11 protein-coding genes are annotated in these 18,596 nt (G+C 70.6%); 9 read left to right on the forward strand and 2 right to left on the reverse strand.

Going from position 1 to position 18,596, the window contains the following annotated elements:
* Nucleotides 1-6: 6 nt before the first annotated feature.
* Nucleotides 7-924: a cobalamin biosynthesis protein gene (locus tag ABZW96_RS08895; RefSeq protein WP_355072769.1), complete on the forward strand. Its 918-nt coding sequence runs from the start codon at nucleotides 7-9 to the stop codon at nucleotides 922-924.
* 240 nt (nucleotides 925-1,164) lie between these two features.
* Nucleotides 1,165-1,563: a VOC family protein gene (locus ABZW96_RS08900; protein ID WP_355072770.1), complete on the forward strand. Its 399-nt coding sequence runs from the start codon at nucleotides 1,165-1,167 to the stop codon at nucleotides 1,561-1,563.
* A gap of 52 nt (nucleotides 1,564-1,615) precedes the next feature.
* Here the strand turns inward: ABZW96_RS08900 and ABZW96_RS08905 are convergent, their stop codons facing one another.
* Both ABZW96_RS08905 and ABZW96_RS08910 read right to left on the reverse strand, forming a co-directional pair.
* Nucleotides 1,616-2,521, reverse strand: a complete 906-nt coding sequence (locus tag ABZW96_RS08905) for an SURF1 family protein (RefSeq protein WP_355072772.1) — start codon at nucleotides 2,519-2,521, stop codon at nucleotides 1,616-1,618.
* Entirely contained in the window at nucleotides 2,521-3,042 is a 522-nt protein-coding gene (locus ABZW96_RS08910; RefSeq protein WP_355072774.1) for a low molecular weight protein-tyrosine-phosphatase, read from the reverse strand. Before ABZW96_RS08910 ends, ABZW96_RS08905 begins: the two co-directional genes overlap by 1 nt.
* A gap of 44 nt (nucleotides 3,043-3,086) precedes the next feature.
* Between ABZW96_RS08910 and cobC the strand changes: the two genes are divergently transcribed.
* The 7 genes from cobC to ABZW96_RS08945 all read left to right on the forward strand — a co-directional run bounded on the left by cobC (nucleotide 3,087) and on the right by ABZW96_RS08945 (nucleotide 18,592).
* The gene (cobC, locus tag ABZW96_RS08915; RefSeq protein WP_355072776.1) at nucleotides 3,087-4,127 is read left to right on the forward strand and encodes an Rv2231c family pyridoxal phosphate-dependent protein CobC; all 1,041 of its coding nucleotides are present in this window, start codon (nucleotides 3,087-3,089) and stop codon (nucleotides 4,125-4,127) included.
* A 336-nt stretch (nucleotides 4,128-4,463) separates the two neighbouring features.
* Nucleotides 4,464-5,576 carry a Nif3-like dinuclear metal center hexameric protein gene (locus ABZW96_RS08920; protein ID WP_355072777.1) on the forward strand — a complete coding sequence of 371 codons (1,113 nt, stop codon included), beginning with the start codon at nucleotides 4,464-4,466 and terminating at the stop codon, nucleotides 5,574-5,576.
* A 136-nt stretch (nucleotides 5,577-5,712) separates the two neighbouring features.
* Nucleotides 5,713-6,357 (forward strand): hypothetical protein, encoded by a 645-nt coding sequence (locus ABZW96_RS08925; protein ID WP_355072779.1) that lies wholly within the window; start codon nucleotides 5,713-5,715, stop codon nucleotides 6,355-6,357.
* Nucleotides 6,358-6,429: 72 nt separating this feature from the next.
* Nucleotides 6,430-7,167, forward strand: a complete 738-nt coding sequence (locus ABZW96_RS08930; RefSeq protein WP_355072781.1) for a C4-type zinc ribbon domain-containing protein — start codon at nucleotides 6,430-6,432, stop codon at nucleotides 7,165-7,167.
* 31 nt (nucleotides 7,168-7,198) lie between these two features.
* The gene (locus tag ABZW96_RS08935) at nucleotides 7,199-8,392 is read left to right on the forward strand and encodes a bifunctional RNase H/acid phosphatase (protein WP_355072783.1); all 1,194 of its coding nucleotides are present in this window, start codon (nucleotides 7,199-7,201) and stop codon (nucleotides 8,390-8,392) included.
* 314 nt (nucleotides 8,393-8,706) lie between these two features.
* A complete protein-coding gene (locus tag ABZW96_RS08940) occupies nucleotides 8,707-11,178 on the forward strand; it encodes an FAD-dependent monooxygenase (protein ID WP_355072784.1) in 2,472 nt (823 codons plus the stop codon).
* 178 nt (nucleotides 11,179-11,356) lie between these two features.
* Nucleotides 11,357-18,592 (forward strand): amino acid adenylation domain-containing protein, encoded by a 7,236-nt coding sequence (locus tag ABZW96_RS08945; RefSeq protein WP_355072786.1) that lies wholly within the window; start codon nucleotides 11,357-11,359, stop codon nucleotides 18,590-18,592.
* Nucleotides 18,593-18,596 lie beyond the last annotated feature (4 nt).

Consider the following 18,596-nt stretch of genomic DNA (forward strand, 5'->3'; position numbering starts at 1 on the left):
CGCCGGGTGCAGAAGGGGACCTCCACCGCGCTCGGGTTGCTGCTCGGATTCGCGCTCGATCGAGCGTTCGGTGATCCGCGGCGGTGGCACCCGGTGGCCGGATTCGGTTCGGCGGTGGCGGCTTTGGAGTCGGTGACCTATGCCGACCGGCGCGTGGCCGGGCTGGCGCACGAGGCGATGGCCGTCGGCGCGGTGGTCGGACTCGGCGTGGCCGTGCGCCGCGGCGGCGTGGTCGCGACCGCCGCCGCGACCTGGACCGTGCTAGGGGGCCGGAGTCTGGCCCGAACCGGTCGCCGGATGGCCGATCGCCTGGCGGCGGGCGATCTCGACGGCGCCCGCGCGCTGCTGCCCTCGCTGTGCGGCCGCGACCCGCAGGCGCTCGACGCGGACGGTCTCGCCCGCGCGGCCCTGGAGTCGATCGCCGAGAACACATCCGACGCGGCCGTCGCCCCGGTGGTGTGGGGAGCGGTGGCGGGCGTTCCGGGTTTGCTCGGATATCGCGCGGTCAACACGCTGGACGCGATGATCGGCTACCGCAACGACCGCTACCGGCATTTCGGCTGGGCCGCCGCGCGCGTCGACGACGCGGCCAACCTGATCCCGGCGCGCGTCACCGGTTTGCTCACCGCCGTGCTCGCACCCTCGATCGGCGGAACGCCCGCTGCCGCCCTTGCCGCGTGGCGCCGGGACGCCACCGGGCATCCCAGCCCCAACGCGGGTGTGGTCGAAGCGTCGATGGCCGGGGCGCTGGGCGTCCGGTTGGGTGGTCGCACCGAGTACCCGCACGGTGTGGAGATGCGCCCGGTGCTCGGTGACGGCCCAGCTCCGACCGTGCACGACTTGCGCCGCGCCGTACGCCTTTCGGAGGCTGTGCAACTCACCGCCACCGTGATCGCCGCCGCGGTGGCCGCGATCAGACGTTGAGTAGTTGGCCGCGGCGGGTGGCCGCGATCAGGCGTTGAGCCGTCCACCGCACCGGGCAGCCGCGAACGACGGGAGTCCGCGGGCGGTCGGCCCGCGCACCGGCGGCCGCAGCCGCTCGCGATCGCCGGGCGATGACGGTCATCGGCCGCAGCGTCGGCGCCGCGCGGAACTTCCGATCGGCTGGTGTAGGGGCGCTGATCGTGCGAATCCGGATTATTCCGGCTCGGATAGGGTCGGCGGGTGCGAATCGGGCTCATGACCATCGTGGTGGCGGAGTACGACGCCGCGATCGACTTCTTCGTCGACTCGTTGGGATTCGAACTGATCGAGGACTCAGCGGCTCGCACGAATGACGGCCGCCCGAAACGGTGGGTAGTCGTGCGGCCACCCGGCGCCGAAACCGGCATATTGCTGGCCCGCGCCGACGGTGCGCGGCAAGCCGCGGTGATCGGACAGCAGGTCGCGGGCCGCGTCGGATTCTTCTTGCAGGTCGAGGACTTTCGGTCGGCGTACGACCGAATGGTCTCACGCGGTGTCGAGTTCGTCGGCGCGCCACGGAGCGAGCCATACGGGCAGGTGGCGGTCTTCCTGGACATCGCTGGGAACCGGTGGGATCTGCTCGGCCCGGCTCAGCCGTAGTGCGAATCGTCCGTCGTCGCGTCGAGCAAGTCCGGCCGCGACCATGCCGGGATCAACCGCGGCCGCGGCCGTAGCGGTCGGCGAGGCGCGCTTGCGTGGTCGGTGCGGCGGCGGGCACGCTGGGAGCCGTCGACGGAGCCTGCTCGGACCCGGCCGGTTCGGTGCCTGACGTGGCCTCGGGCGATTCTGCGGCGGAGCTCTTTTCTTTCCTTCGTTCCCGGATCTCGGCGTAAATGAAATAGCCGAGGCCGAGGGGAGCCATGATGCCGAAGGCCAGCCATTGCAGGCCATAGGACAAATAGGGTCCCGCATCGAGCTGGGGGAGCGGCGTCGGAGTGAACGCGCCCGGTTGGTTTTCACTCAGTTGCAGGTAGCCGCCGCGCTCGCCGCCGGTCGGAACGGCGGTCAGGGACTGTCGCAGGACCGCCGTCTCCTGGGTGGTGTCGATGGAGTACACCTGGCGATAGCCGTCCTGGACGCTCGGGTCCTTGCCGGGCGTGACCCCTTCGGACATCCGGACCCTGGCCTCGATGCGCTGTGGCCCGGCGGGGGGCTCGGGGATCTGCGGCGGGCGCGTGCCGTCGACCGCCGCCACCAGCCCGCGGTCGACGAGCAGCACGCGCCCGTCGTCCAACCGGAACGTCGCGAGCACCGCGTACCCCGGAGCGCCGTCGAGATGGCGCAGCCGCACCAGCGCCGTCGAGTCCGGAACATAACTGCCGGAGGCGGTGACACGCCGCCACTCGGTGTGCTCGCTCCCCGCGCCGGAGAGCACGGTCGTGACATCGATGGGCTCGGCCTTCACCGAGTCGGCGATCAACTGGTTGCGGTGCGACGTGGCGGTGTTCTTGCCGAGTTGCCACGGCGCGAGCACGGTGAAGCACAGGTAGGCGAACGCGGCGACCAGCACCGCCAGGATCAGCCAGCTGGGGCGAAGCAGGAAGGTCAGTCTGCGCATCAGGATCGCTCGTCGGAGACGAGGCGCGGGTCGGGCGGTTCGGCGGCGGCCAGTTCGGCGCGCACCCAGTCGAGCAGGCCGGGGACGGCGGCCTCGATCTGCGCGCGCACGAGTTCGAAGTCCGCCGTGTCGCCGTAGTAGGGATCGGCCACGTCCTGACCGTCGGCGTCCGGGTCGAAGGCGCGCAGCAACCGCAGCCGCTCGGCCGGGATGCCCAGGCGGGCGAGGTCGCGCTGGTGCGAGCTGTCCAGCGCGATCACCAGGTCCGCGTCACTGTGCTCGGCGCCGAACGCCGCGGCGACGTGGCCGGTCGGGTACCCGTATTTGCGCAGGGTCGCGCTGGTGCGCGGGTCGGCGTCGTCGCCCACGTGCCACGAACCGGTGCCCGCGCTGCTCACCCGCACCCGATTGGCCAGGCCGGCCCGGTACAGGTGCGAGGCGAAGATCTTCTCCGCCATCGGAGAGCGGCAGATGTTGCCGGTACAGACGAACGAGACGTGCAGCTGGCCCACGCCTGCCATTCTGGCCGGTCCCGCTCCGGCGCCGCCACGTAGGGTGTGGTCTCGTGGCCGAGGACACCGTCGATCGAGCGAAACTGCGCCACCACGGCGACGTGGACGTACGTCCGGGCATGCTCGATTTCGCGGTGAACGTGCAGGGGGCCGCACCGCCGGAATGGCTGCGACGGCGCTTGGCCGCGCGCCTCTCCGATCTGGGGCGTTATCCCAGCGCCGAGGACGCCGAAGCCGCCCGCCGCGCGATCGGGGCCCGGCACGGCCGCGATCCCGGGGAGGTGCTGCTGCTGGCCGGCGCGGCGGAAGGCTTCGCCATGCTGCCTCGCCTCGCGCCGCGGTCGGCCGCGGTGTTGCATCCGTCGTTCACCGAGCCCGAACTCGCGCTCCGGGAAGCGGGCGTTCCCGTCACCAGGGTGGTACTCGAACCGCCCTACCGGCTCGATTCCGCCGCGGTGCCCGCCGGAGCCGATCTGGTGGTGCTCGGGAACCCCACCAACCCGACCTCGGTACTGCACCCGGCCGCCGCCATCCGCGCCCTGCGCAGGCCCGGACGCGTCATTGTGGTCGACGAGGCCTTCGCCGACGCGGTGGCCGGTGAGCCGGAATCCCTCGCCGCCGACCCCGCGCCCGACCTGCTCGTCCTGCGCAGCCTCACCAAGACGTGGGCGCTGGCGGGGCTGCGCTGCGGTTACTTCCTCGGCGCGCCCGAGGTGCTGGCGCGCCTCGGCCACGGGCGACCGCACTGGCCGCTGGGCACCCTGCAACTGGAGGCGATCACCGCGACCGCGAGCCCGGCCGCCGTGGCCGAGTCGCAGCGCCGCGCCGAAACGCTCGCCGTGCACCGTGCCGCGATGATCGAGCGCCTGAGCGGCCTCGGCGTGGCGGTCCACACTCCGGCGGAAGGCCCGTTCCTGCTGCTGCGCGTGGCGGACGGTGAATTGCTGCGCAAACATTTGGCCGCGGAGGGGATCGCGGTCCGGCGCGCGGACACCTTCCCAGGCCTGGGCCCGGATCACCTGCGCGTCGCGGTCCGTGGCCCCGCGGAGGTCGACCGGCTGGTCGCGGCGATCCGGTCGGCGGATGTCCGGTGAGCACGAGGCTCCGGCCGTGCCACGCCGATCAAAGATCCGATCCCGCGCGCAGGCGCACTGGCCGGACGGAGATTTCGCGTGTCGGACGTCTCGCGGCCGGTGGCCGATCTCCACGTCCGCCGCATGGTGGTCGCCGCACCGGGCATCCGGGCGAACAAGGGTCCGGCCCACTCACCACGACGGACGCGGTGTTCGTGGCGCTGGACTGTGCCCTTCGTACCGTCCGACCACGCGAATCACCGGCACGAGACGGGCGAGCGCACGCAGCCACGCAGGCACGCCCGGCGGTGAATCCACTGCCGCACAGTGCGGAACCGAAGCGAAGGAAGGTGGACGATGACCACGCTCGCGGATCTCATCGGGGCGCTCGACGCGGCCTACCCGCCCGCGCTGGCCGAGCCGTGGGACTCGGTCGGCCTGGTCTGCGGTGACCCGGCCGAGGAGCTGACCCGGGTGCTGTTCGCGGTGGACGCGACCGCCGCGGTCGTCGACGAGGCGATCGACTGGCGTGCGCAGGCGCTGGTGGTGCACCACCCGTTGCTGCTGCGCGGCGTCGACACCGTCGCGGCGAGCACGCCGAAAGGCGCGCTGCTGCATCGGCTGATCCGTTCGGGCTGCGGGCTGTTCACCGCGCACACGAACGCCGACTCCGCCGATCCCGGCGTCTCCGACGCGCTCGCCGCGGCCATCGGCCTGACCGTGACCGGCCCGCTGGACTCCAAACCCGAAGCAGCCGTGGACAACTGGGTGATCCAGGTGCCGCGCACGCACACCGACGCGGTGCTCGCCGCGCTCTTCGCCGCCGGTGCGGGCGCGAGCGGGCACTGTTGCGACCGTGCGGTGCGTGTGCCCGCGACCGGCCAGTTCCGTCCCGAAGCCGCGGAACAAGGCTCCCTGACCGAACTCCAGTACGTCGAGGAGGAGCGGATCGAGGTGGCCGCCCCGCCCGCCGCGCGCTCGGCCGTGCTCGCCGCGCTGCGGGCCGCGCATCCCGGTGACGACCCGGTGTATCACATCAGCGAACGCGCCCAGCTGCCGTCGTCGCTCGGCATCGGCCGGATCGGCACCCTGCCGCAACCGGAATCCTTGCGCGACTTCACCGATCGCGTGGCCCGCGCCCTCCCGCCCACCGCGTGGGGCGTACGCGCCGCGGGCGACCCGGATCGCACCGTCTACACGGTCGCGGTGTGTGGCGGCGCGGGTGACTCCTATCTGAACAGGGCCAGCGGGCTGGGTGTCGATGTGTATCTCACCTCCGACCTGCGCCATCACCCGGTCGACGAGCACCTGCGCAAGGGCGGCCCCGCCTTGGTGGATGCCGCGCACTGGGCGACCGAATTCCCGTGGTGCGCGCAGGCGGAAGCGGTCGTGCGAACCGCCCTTCCCGGTTTGGAGACCAGGGTGTCCACGCTGCGCACCGATCCGTGGACGGTGCGCGCGCCCGGCTGAGCGTCGCACCTCCGCGTCCGAACCCGTTGTCTCGGCGACGAACTGGCAACGGCGTGTCGGGGCGTGTCCGCGCCGGGCCGGAACGGGTTGGGCGTTTCGGGTGAATCGAGTAGTTCGCGCGGGGTACAACTACCGCATGAACTTCCCGGTGGATTTCGGGCTCGTGCAGATCGGGCTGATCCTGCTGCTGGTCGTCGGTGTAGCGCTGACCATCTCCGGTCTGATCGCCGCGCGCCGGGTGGGAATGCGGCCGCTGCTCGCACGCGGAACGGGCGGGCTCGCGCTGCTGCTGGTCGCCGCGGTGCTGTTGTGGATCGCGACGCTGCTGCAGACCTATCTCGGATTGACCGGCGAGATCAAAGCGGCGCATGTGGTGGCCAAGCCGGTGGCGGGACAGGAACACCTGCTCGACGTCGATGTCACCCTGTACGGCGACGACGACCACCCCGAGCAGCGTCTCACCCACCAGGTCGAAGGCGACATGTGGGTGCTGCAAGCGGGCATCGTCGAGTTGGAGCCGTGGGTGAACGCGCTGGGCTTTCACTCCGGCTACCGGATCAGCCGCCTGTACGGTCAGCGTCTGGACGGCGTCGCGACCAAACAGAACCAGATCTTCCTCAACGACGGCGACCGCGACTTCTTCGCCGACATGCGCGCCGGCCGCTGGTGGACCCAGCCGTTCGTGCGCTCCGCCTACGGCAACGCGGTGATCGCGGTGCCCGGCGAATACGACGTCTACATCTCCCGCGACGCCATCAAAACTCGCACGGTCGGCGGCTGACGCCGGTCCGCCGATCCGGCGGGGTACGGTTGAACACCAGTCCCGTCCACCCCGTCCAGGAGTTTGTCCGCGTTGAATGTCGAACCCCCGATCCAGGCCGAGCTGCTGCGGCTCGCCGCCGTCGACGCCGAGCTGACCCGGATCGCGCACCGCCGCACCGTGCTGCCCGAGCAGCAGGAGGTGGCGCGGCTGGAGGCCGAGCGCAACGCGCACTCCGACGCCGCGGTGGCCGTGGAAATCGTGCTGGACGATCTCGACCGCGACATCCGCAAGCTGGAGGGCGAGGTCGAGGCGGTGCGCAAGCGCGAGGAGCGGGACAAGAGTCTGCTCACCGCGGGAACCGTGAACGCCAAACAGCTTTCGGAGATCCAGCACGAGCTGGGGAGTCTGGAGCGCCGCCGCTCCGTGCTGGAGGACGAGCTGCTCGAGGTGATGGAGCGGCGCGAAGCCTCCGCCGCCGACCACGAGCACGCGGGCGCGCGGTTGAGCAAGACCGACGAGGAACTCGGCGATGCCAGGCGACAGCGGGACGAGGCGCTCGCGGACCTGGAGGTGGCGCAGACGCGCTGCGAGACCGATCGCGCGGGCGTGGTCGCGAAGCTGCCCGGCGAACTGCTGGCCATCTACGACCGTCAGCGGGAACAGCACGGTGTCGGCGCCGCCCTGTTGCAGGCGCGGCGCTGCGGCGCGTGCCGCATCGAACTCGATCGCGGCGAGATCGCCCGTATCGCCAAGACGGCTCCCGACGTGGTCGTGCGCTGCCCGGAGTGCGGCGCCATCCTGGTCCGGACCAGGGAATCGGGGCTGTGAGTTCGCCGCGACCGATTGCCGGGGAGATGCGATGAGCTTCCCGGAAGTGATCGTCGAAGCCGACGGCGGCTCGCGGGGCAATCCCGGTCCGGCCGGGTACGGCGCGGTGGTCTACGACGCCGATCACGTCCGGGTGCTCGCCGAGCGCCGGGAGTTCCTCGGCATCGCCACCAACAACGTCGCCGAATATCGCGGACTGATCGCCGGGTTGGCGGCGGCCGCGGAGCTGGGCGCCGAATCGGTCGTGGTGCGGATGGATTCCAAGCTGGTCGTCGAGCAGATGTCCGGTCGCTGGAAGATCAAGCACGCGGCCCTGATCCCGCTCGCCGACCAGGCCCGCAGGATCGCGGCCGGGTTCGCCCGGGTGAGTTACCGCTGGATCCCGCGCGCGCAGAACTCGCATGCCGACCGGCTCGCGAACGAGGCTATGGACGCCGGAGCCGACGTGGACGAGGGCCGTGCCGAGGCCGCCTCCACCCGGTCGGTGGAGGCCGCCGATCCGGCTCTCGCGGACACCGAGCGCGCTCTGCCGAGCTGGATCGACGAAGCCAGGGAAGCGAACACCGAGCAGTCGAAGCCCGCGCAGCACGGTCCCGGCTGGACCCGTGCCACGGGTCGGCCCACGCGTTTGCTGCTGCTTCGCCACGGCCAAACCGAGTTGTCGGTGCAACGCCGCTATTCCGGTCGCGGCAATCCGCCGCTCACCCCGCTGGGCCGCGAGCAGGCCGCGCGCGCCGCGAAAATGCTGGCCGCCAAAGGCGGCATCGCCGCGGTGGTCAGCTCTCCGCTCGGCCGGGCCAGGGAGACCGCCGAGGCGGCCGCCGCCGCGCTCGGGGTCCCGGTCGAGATCCACGACGGGCTGATCGAGACCGACTTCGGCGCGTGGGAGGGATTGACCTTCGCGGAGGCCGCGCAACGCGACCCGGATCTACACGCCCGCTGGATCGGTGACCCGACCGTCGCCGCGCCCGGCGGGGAGAACTTCGAGGAGGTCCGCGCGCGGGTGGACGCGGCTCTGCGCGACCTGCTCGAGCGGTACCCCGGCGCCAATGTGGTCGTGGTCAGTCATGTGACCCCGATCAAGACGCTGCTTCGGCTGGCCCTCGATGCAGGCCCGTCGCTGCTGTATCGCTTGCATCTGGATCTGGCGTCGCTCTCGATAGCCGAGTTCTATCTCGACGGCGGGTCTTCGGTGCGTCTGGTGAACGATACGTCCTACCTCTGAAGCCGACGACGAGCCCGATTCGAGGGCGAACGCGGTGCGTGGAGGGCGAATTATGCCTCATTGCAACACATTTCCGTTTCACAATCGCGCGATGCGGTGAATCTCACTTCAACTCGGCCTTGCGCGCCGAGTAGCGGTAGGCTTCCGGACGGTCAGGCACAGGCGTCCTAGCTGCCTGCCTGGTCGGGGTCGACGCAGTGACCTCGGTCAGTGCTGCTCAGCGGGACGGTTTCGCGCGGGCAGAGTGGCCCGCGGGCCGCGTCGCGGCGGGAACCACCTGTGCCGTCGAGTGGTTCGATGAGAGTGCAGGTTCGATGAGCAGTCCGATCAAGGTTGTCGTTCTCGGGGCAGGGATCGGAGGACTCACCACCGCGGCCGCCCTGCGGCATGCGGGATTCGGCGTCGAACTATACGAAGCGGGCCCGGAACTGCGGGCCCAGGGCTTCGGACTTTCCGTGCAGGCCAACGGAATCAACGCACTGCGCACGCTGGGTCTCGGCATCGACGAGCAGCTCCTCGAACGCGGCGGCCGGGTCGAGACCTTCCGTTTCTGCAACCCCGACGGCAGCCCGATCCGGGTGCTCCCGGTGCATCGGCTCGACGCCCAGCTCGGCGCACCCGCCGTGGCGCTGCACCGCACCGACCTGCACGACGTGCTGCTGAACGCGATCGGCGACACGCCGACTTTCGTCGGCGCGCAGGCCACCCGCTTCGTCGACGACGGCGAGCACGTGCGCGTCGAGTTCGCCGACGGCCGGGTCGCCGAGGGCGATCTGCTCGTGGGCGCCGACGGTATCCACTCGGTGGTGCGCGCCCAGTTGCACGGTCGCGCCGAGCCGCGGCCCGGCGATTTCGTCTGCTGGCTCGCCTGCATCCCGTTCGAGCACCCCAATGTCGCGCGCGGATTGTCGGCGCACTTCTGGGGCACCGGAATGCGTTTCGGCATCCACGACATCGGTCACGGCCGGGTGTACTGGTGGGGCACCAAGACGCTCCCCGCCGACGAGGCCGCCAACTGGCAGGGCGACAAGGAAGACCTACTGCGCTTGTACGCCGACTGGGCGCCGGAGGTGCGCGCCTGCATCGAGCAGACCGACGAAGCGGCGATCCTGGCCGTGCCCGCTCAGGACCGCCCGCCGCTGGCGCAGTGGGGCCGCGGCCGGGTGACGCTGCTCGGCGACGCGGCGCACCCGATGCTGCCCAGCCTCGGCCAGGGCGCCAACGCCGCGATCGAGGACGCGGTGGTGCTGGCCAGTGTGCTGCGCAACTCCCTGGATCCGGTCGCGGGCCTGCGTCGTTACGAGAAGTTGCGCGCCGACCGCACCGCCATGTTCGTGAACGGATCGGCTTCGCTGGCGAAGATCGAGCAGACCACCGACCCGCGCCTGGTGCGAGTGCGCGACACCTACTTCCGCCACGCGCCCACCGAATTCTTCCTGCGTGAACTCGGCAAACCGATGTCGTTCCCGCCGCCGGACGGGCCGACGGCGCGGCTGCCGCGTCCGCTCTCGCCGGTCGAGCGCTGGCACTGGATCGCCGATCAGCTGGCACCGCTGCACATCCTGTCGCGGGTGCGAATTCGTGGCCACGTCGAAGCCGACCGGATTCGCGCGGGCTTGGACGAAGTACAGCGCCGACATCCGCTCTTGCGGGTCGCCGTCGCCGCCGAACCGGACGGCACCGCACCGCGTTTCGTTCCGGTGCAAGCGCCCATCCCGCTGCGCGTGATCGAATCCGAGGACAGCACGAACTGGCTGACCGAGGCCGACGAGGTGGAGCTGCGCGAGCCGTTCGACTGGCGCACCGGCCCGCTGGCCAGGGCGGTGCTGATCAAGGAGACCGACGGCACCAACGAGCTGATCGTCACGCTGCACTACGCCATCGCCGACGGCGAGAGCGCGTTGTCGGTGGCCAAGCAGGTGCTCCAAGTGGCCGCCGGGGAAGGGGGGGACTTCTCGCCCGCGCCGGTCCGGCCGGGCCCGGAAGAACTGTTCCCCCCGCGCTTCCAAGGTGCGGGCGGTGCGCTGCGCACCGCGGGATCGTTCCTGCGCGACCAGAAGTCGCAGCTGCGCAAGCCGCGCAGGCTGGAGCCGACCAGGCTCGCCCCGCCCGCACAGCGGCGCAGCCGGGTGGTGCACCGCAGCCTCGACGGCGACCAGTTGGAGGCGCTCACCGCGGGCTGCGCCCGCCACGGCGTCGGCCTGCAGGCCGCGCTCTCCGCCGCGCTGCTGACCGCGGCGGCCAGGGAGGCGGGCACCGACAAGGCCGCCTGGTACACCGTCGGCAGCTCGGTCAACTTCCGTGACCATCTCGACGGCGCCGCGGGCGACACCGAGGTCGGCACCTATCAGGGCATGATCGCCACCCCGGCGAAGTACGCACCGTGGGCTTCGCTGTGGGAGATCGCCGCCGAGATCGAGCGCGAGTTCGGTGCGCGGATGGACCGGCGCGATCACTTGTCCGCGTTGAACCTGCTGAAGGTGGCCGCGCCGAAGTCGGTGGCCGCCAGCGCGTCCACGGTGAAACTCATGGACACTCGCGGCCCGGGACATCTCTGTATGACCTACCTCGGCGACTACCCGTTCCCGGCCAAGATCGGCTCCTGGCAGCTGGAGGGCGCCCAGTTCGTCTCCGGCATGTCCGTCAGCGGCTTCATCATGGCCACCGCCAATGCGACGCACAACGAGCTGTCCCTCAACATCGGTTACGTCGAGCCCGCGGTATCACGTGACCGCGCCGACCGTCTGGCCGACGAAAGCGTGCGCGCGCTGCTGTCAGCTTGCTGACCGGCCCGCATACACCGCGATAACAACAGCAGAGTCGCGGCATCGGCAGTGCCGATGCCGTGATTCGCGATATCGATAACTGGATAAGTGTGGTAGCAGCTTTGCGTGTCAGCGATCAGGGTGGGCTCGAGTAGATCCGCGCACGGCCGGTGCCGCGACTGTCGCGATAGGAGTGACTGTGACATTCGAACCGAGTGCTACTTCCGAGAGACCCCCCGAAGCCTGGCCGGTCAGCGCGTACCAACGCGATGTCTTGTCGGTCGCCTACCGGTATGCCCCGGCGCCGGTCACCCGAAACGCCTACTGCGCGTTCATGGACGAACCGTTCGACATGGACCGGTTGCGGGCCGTGGTGCGCAGGGCGCTGCTCGCCGACGAGGCGCTGCGCCTGCGGTTCGAGTTCTCCGAAGGCCGCTTCTGGCAGTGGGTCTCCGACGAGCTACCCGAGGTCGAGCTGGTCGATCTCAGTTGGGCGTCGGACCCGGCCGCGGCGCGCCGCGACTGGGTGAACCGGGCCAATGTGACGCCGTCCCCGCCCCGGCAGCCGTTCCGGATCGCCGCGCTGGTCGACGGGCCCGACCACTTCCATCTCTACGTGGCGATGCACCACGCGATGATCGACGGCTGGGGCGTGAACGCGCTCTGGAGCGCCCTGGTCGACAACTACAGCCGCACCGACCTCTCGCTCGAGCAGCTCGCCGAGCCGGATCCGTTCACCGAGCAGACCGACCGCGGCGCGGCGACCTATCGCGAGATCGCCGCCGAGCACGAGGAGTATCTGTCCTCCCCGCAGTGGGTGGCGGACCGCGACGCGCTGGTGCGTCGCTTCGAGGGAGTGGTCCCCGCGCTGTTCTCCGGACGTGCGAGCACCCCCAACGTCGACCGGGGGCGGCGGCGCGTGGTGGTGGAACCCGCGTTTCTCGACCGCATTCGCGCCACCGGCTTCTCCGTCTTCGCGTTCACGGTTTCGGCGCTGGCCGCCTACCTGACCACCATTCACCGCTCCGAAGAGGTGGTGATCGGCGTCCCGATGCTCAACCGGCACAGCGCGGAGACCTTCCGCACCGCCGGGCACCGGACGAATGTGGTGCCCCTGCGCATCCGGGTCGACCCCGCCGAGCCGCTGTCGGCGGTCGCCTCGGAAGTGGCCGCGCAGATCCGGGAACTCAAGCGCTACGAGCGTTTTCCCTACGGTGACCTGGCACGTGCCCTCAGCAGCGATCCCACGGCGCCGCCGCTGTTCGACGTGGCGTACTCCTACATCAAGATGCCGCCGTCGGATCACCTCGACAAGATTCTCGGCACCCTCGACATCGTCAACCCGGGCACGGTGCTCGAGGCGCTGAACATTCTCGGCGTCGAGCACGCGCGCGACGGCTCGCTGAACCTCCAGCTGTACTACGACAAGGACGTCTTCGACGAGAATTTCCCGTTCGAGTCGGTCGTGCGCGGCGTCGGTGCGCTGGTGGTGGCGGCGCTGGACCGGCCTGAGGCGCCGATCTCGGACTTGCCGCTGATGTCGCGGCGGGAGCAGGCGGCCGTCGCCGCGTTCGAATCCGGACCGCGCGAGGAATTCCCGTACACGACGATCGACCGGCTGGTCGCCGACGTGGCCACGCGCCATCCGGACCGGATCGCGATCGAACCGGTCGCCGGGTCCGGGGAGCAGCCGCTGCGCTACGCCGAATTGTCCGCGCTGGCCGACGGTTTCGCCGCGAGGCTGCACGCATTGGGCGCGACCGGCAACGAATGCGTCCCGGTGGTACTGCCCCGCTCGACGGAGATGCTCGTCGCGATCTTCGGTGCGCTGCGGGCCGGTTGCGCCTATGTGCCGCTCGACCCCGACTTCCCGGCCGCTCGTATCGAGACCGTGCTCGCCGACTGCGGGGCACGATTCGTCGTGGCGGGGCCGGAGCATGGAGCGGTTTTCGACAGGCTGGGCGTCACGAGGATCACGGTGGCCGACACCGCCCCGGCGCGTGGTATCGAAAACGTCTCGCATCCAGCGGATCTCAGCTACCTCATCTACACCTCCGGTTCCACGGGCGTGCCCAAGGGCGTGATGATCGAGCACCGGTCGGTGGTGAACCGCCTGACCTGGATGCAGCGACGCTACCCCCTACACGATTCGGACGTGATCCTGCAGAAGACGCCGGTGACCTTCGACGTCTCGGTGTGGGAGCTGTTCTGGTGGGCGATCACCGGCGCCAAAGTGGCGCTGCTGGAACCTGGCGGCGAGCGCGATCCGCGCCGCATCGCCGACGCGATCGCCGCACACGGCGTGACGGTGCTGCACTTCGTGCCCTCTATGCTGGCCGCGTTCGTCGACGAACTCGCGGCCGACCCCGCCACGGTCGCCCGCATCGGCAGCGTGCGACGGGTCTTCTGCAGCGGCGAGGCGCTACCCCCGGCGCTCGTGCGCCGGTTCCACGCGGTCTTCGCCGCGGCCGGGGCGTCGGCGCCGCAGCTGGTGAATCTCTACGGACCGACTGAGGCCACCGTCGACGTCTCCTATTTCGACTGCCCCGCCGACGATCCGCTCGACGTGGTGCCGATCGGCCGCCCGATCGACAACATCGACTTGCTCGTGCTCGATCACATCGGCCGCCGGGTGCCGGTCGGCGTGCCGGGGGAGCTGAACATCGCGGGGGTGGGCGTGGCCCGCGGCTATCGCGGCAGGCCCGAGCTGACCGCGGCGGCGTTCGTCGACGATCGCGCGGTGCCGGGGCGTCGCCGGTACCGGACCGGTGACCTGGCGCGCTGGCTGCCGGACGGCAATCTCGAATACCTGGGTCGCTTCGACGATCAGGTGAAGATCCGCGGCAACCGGATCACCCTCGGCGAGGTGCAGAACGCGATGCTCGGCTGCGCCGGGGTCCGTGCGGCGGCCGTGGTGGACGAGGTCTCGGAAGCGCACGGCGTGCAACTGGTCGGCTATTTCGTCGGCGCCGACGTCTCCGGTGAGGAGATCGCCGCGCAACTGGCGGCCCGGCTGCCCCGCTACATGGTGCCGTCGCGACTGATCCGGGTGGATCGGATTCCACTGACTCGCAACGGGAAACTGGACCGGCGCGCCCTGGCCGAGCAGCTCGTCCTCGGCCACGGCGGCGAGCCGGTCGCGGGCGCGGAGCCGCGCACCGATGTCGAGACCAGGCTCGCGCAGGTCTGGCGCACCGTGCTGGGCGTCGAGTCGGTCGGCGTGCACGACAACTTCTTCACCCACGGCGGCGATTCCATCCTCGCGCTGGCCGTGCGCACCGCAGCCGAACGCGCCGGGCTCTACTTCGACGTGGACGCCTTCTACCAGGCGCCCACCATCGCGGAGCTGGCCGGCGTCGTGCGCGACGACCGCCACGACGAGCGTGGCCGCGTCGCCGCGCCCCTGGAGACGGTGCCGCTGATCGACCGCGCCGCGCTGCACCAGGCCGAGGACGCGTTCCCGGCAACGGCCCTGCAACTGGGCATGCTGTATCACAGCATCGAGCGCGCCGACTCGGTCACCTACAAGGACGTGTTCCGCTATCGGCTCGAAGTACCCTGGGACGCCTCGCAATTCAGGGATGCCGTGGGCCGGCTGGTGCGGCGTCAACCCGCGCTGCGCTCGTCGTTCGAGCTGAGCAGGTATTCGGTTCCGTTGCAGATCGTGCATGTCGCGCCGCCCTACGAACTGGAGATCATCGATCTCGGCGAGATGGACGAGGCGGACGGCGAGGATCTGATCGAGATCTATCTCCAGGAGCGGGCCCACGCCCAGTACGACATCTCACGCGCTCCGCTGTTCGCGATCCGGGTGTTCGTCCGTCCCGGCTCGCAGCAGCCGGTCGGCACGGTGGACCTGGTGCTGAGCTTCCACCACGCCATCCTGGACGGCTGGAGTGTCGCCACGTCGGTGCTGGAACTGCTGCTGGACTACCTCCACCACATCGGCATGACTCGCAACCGGGTCGAGGCCACCCCGCATCCGGCCAACGTGCTCGCCGAGTACGCGCGGGCCGAGCAGAGCGCCGCGCGCGACAGCGCGGCCCGCGCGTACTGGCTGACCGCCCTGGAAGGCGCCGAACCCACCGCGCTCACCGCGCTGGGGGTGCACCAGCCGGTGGTGGCGGGCGTGCCGCAAGCGCGGGCGCTGGTGCCGCGCAGGCTGGCCGAACGGGTCTCCGCGTTCGCCACGCGCCACCAGGTGCCGGAGAAATCGGTGTACCTGGCCGCGCACTGCCTGGCGTTGCGGGCGCTGACCGGCCGCACGGACGTCACCACCGGCGTGGTGAGCCACGGTCGCCCGGACCGGGCGGGCGCCGAACGAGTGGCGGGCCTGTTCCTCAACACGCTGCCGATCCGGTTGGACGGCACCGCGACCACATGGCGCGCGGCGGTAGAGCAGATCGCGCGACGCGAACGCGAGGCCTACCCGTTCCGCCGCTACCCGCTGCGGTCTATCCTCGCCGACGGCGGGCCGGTCTTCGAGACGGCGTTCAACTTCGTCAACTACCACGTCTTCCAGCCCATGCTCGTGCTGGACGGCGTGCGCCTGCTCGACTTCGACGCTCGCGAGGAGACCAACTTCCAACTGCTGGTCACCGCGGCCACCGACCCGCGCGACGGCCGGATGTGGTTGCGGGTGGACGGCGACCACACGCTGACCGCCGAGCAGTGCGAGACCGTGGCGCTCACCCAGTTGCGCATGCTGGCCGGAATCGTCGCCGACCCGGACGCGGCGATCGACCGTGGCGTCGGCCCCGCGACCGCCCGCGACGTGGGCACGCTGGTGGCCGAGGCGGCCGCGCTCGACCCCACCCGCATCGCCCTGGCCGGTGACGAGGAATCGGTCACCTACGACGAGCTGATCGATCGCTCCGACCGGCTGGCCCGGCGCCTGGTCGGGCTCGGGGTGTCGCAGGGCGACCGGGTCGGCATCCTGATGGGGCGCCGCCCGCGGCTGGTGCTGCTCGTGCTCGCGCTGACCAGGATCGGGGCCGCGTGTGTTCCGCTGGATGTCAGCTACCCGCGAGCCAGGCTCAATCTGATGATCGACCGAGCCCGCCCGCACCGGGTGATCGCCGACACCGCCTATCGCGACATCGTCGACGACGCCGCCTTGGTGCTGGACACCGCCGCGCTCTTCGACGACCCCGTGCCCGACGCGGAAGTGGCGCTGCCCGACCACGTCTCGCCCGACGCGGTGGCCTACGTGCTGTTCACCTCCGGGTCGACCGGTGAGCCCAAGGGTGTCGCCATGCCGCATCGCGGCCTGACCTCCCTGGTGGACTGGCAGAATCGCGCGGCAACCGGCACCGGCCTGCTGAGCACACTGCAGTTGGCGCCGTTGAGTTTCGACGTCTCGTTCCAGGAGATCTTCACCACCCTCGCGGCCGGGTCCACCCTGCGGGTAAGTTCGGCGGATCTGCGATCGAACGTCGAGCAACTGCTGGCCACGGTGGTGGAAGAGGGCATCGAACGGCTCTTCCTGCCGTACGTGGCCTTGCAGGCGTTCGCCGAAGCGGCCGTGGCGCACCGGATGTTCCCGACCGAACTGAAGGTGCTGATCTCCTCCGGCGAGCAGCTGCGCATCACCGACGAGATCCGCGCCCTGTGCAAGGTGGTTCCCGGCCTGGTGCTGGAGAACCAGTACGGTCCCACCGAGTCCCACGTCGCGACCAAGTTCACGCTCACGGGTCCGGCCGATGAGTTCCCCGCGCTGCCGCCCATCGGGCGCGCCGTCGACGGCGACACCGTCGAACTACTCGACAGCGCCCTGCGGCCGGTGCCGGACGGCGTGATCGGCGAGATCTATCTCGGCGGCCGCAGCATCGCCCGCGGCTACGAGGGCAGGCCCGCGCTCACCGCGCAGCGGTTCGTCGCCACGCACGCGGGCGGAATCCGCTACCGCACCGGCGATCTCGGCGTCCGGCTGTTCTCCGGCGACATCGTCTGCCTGGGACGCAGCGACAGCCAGGTGAAGATCCGCGGGTTCCGGGTGGAGCCGGCCGAAGTCGAGCTGTGCATCCTGAGCTTGGTCGAGAAGTTCCCCGGCATCACCGAGGCCGCAGTGGTGGCGCGCGGTTTCGGCGGCATCGACGGCTCGCTGATCGCGTTCCTGGTCGGCGCGCCCGAGCAGACCGACCTCGCCGCGTTGCGGCACGACCTGCGTTCGATGCTGCCCGCGCACATGGTGCCGTCGCGGTTCGCCTGGCTGGATGAGCTGCCCCGCACGCCCAGCGGCAAGCGCGACGACGCGACGCTGCGCGCCTACGGCGAGGACGCCACGGAAACCGTGTCGGCACGGCGGGAGCCCGCCGACGAGTACGAGCGGTCGGCGGTCGAACTGCTCGCCGAGTACGCGGGACTGCGCGCCATCGGTGTGGACGACGACTTCTTCGCGGCGGGCGGCACCTCGATCGGGGCGATGCGCGTGGTGATGGCGCTGTCGCGCCGGTGGGGCGTCGAGGTGCCGCTGGACGCGTTCATCGGCGCGCCCACCGCCGCCGGGATCGCCACCCTGGTGCGGGCGGGTGCCGTGCAACGCACATTCGACCCGCTGGTGCCGATCAGCGTCGGCGGCAGCAAGCCACCGCTGTTCCTGGTGCACCCGATCGGCGGCAACGTGCTGTGCTACCTGGCCCTCGCGCGTTATCTGGATCCGGATCGACCGATCTACGGGTTGCAGGCGGCAGGCGCGGATTCCGGCAGCGCCCCGGAGAAGACCATTCCCGCGATGACGGAGTCGTACCTGCAGGCGGTGCGGCGGGTGCATCCGAAGGGGCCGTATCACTTGGCGGGTTGGTCGTTCGGCGGCTACGTCGCGTTGGAGATGGCCCGCCAGCTGCCCGAGCACGAGGTCTCCAGTGTGACGCTGCTGGACACCATGGCGCTGCGCGCACGCACCCGGACCCCGATTCCGGAGGAGAAGCTCATCCGGTGGTTCTTCCTCGAGCTGCTGTGGTACGCGCGGGGAAGCCGCTCCGCCCTGGTCGATTTCGAGCCCGGCGTGCACAATTCCGAGGATCTGTTCGCGGCGATGCTGGCGGAGTCGGTGCGGTCGGGCATCCTGCCCGCCGACAGTTCGCCGCAGGCGATCCGGCGGCTCTACGAGGTGTTCTTCGCCAACTACTCGGCCATGCTGGACTACAAGCTCGAGCCGTACCAGCGCGACATCACGCTGCTGCGCGCCACCGAGGGCCTGCCGCCGGGCGTCGACCTGGCGCACAAGACCGTCGGCAGCATGTTCGACAGCGCCGACAACGGCTGGAAGCAGTACGCGGCGCGCCGGTTCACGGTGATCGACGTGCCGGGCGATCACCTGAACATGATGACCGAGCCGAACATCGGCGAGCTGGGGCTGCGGTTGGACGAGGTGCTGTCGGCCGCCGATCCCGACCTGGACCGCGAGTGGGACGAGTCCATGCTGGACGCCTGAGGTC

This window comes from Nocardia sp. NPDC004168 (genome assembly GCF_040610355.1).
GTDB lineage: Bacteria > Actinomycetota > Actinomycetes > Mycobacteriales > Mycobacteriaceae > Nocardia > Nocardia sichangensis.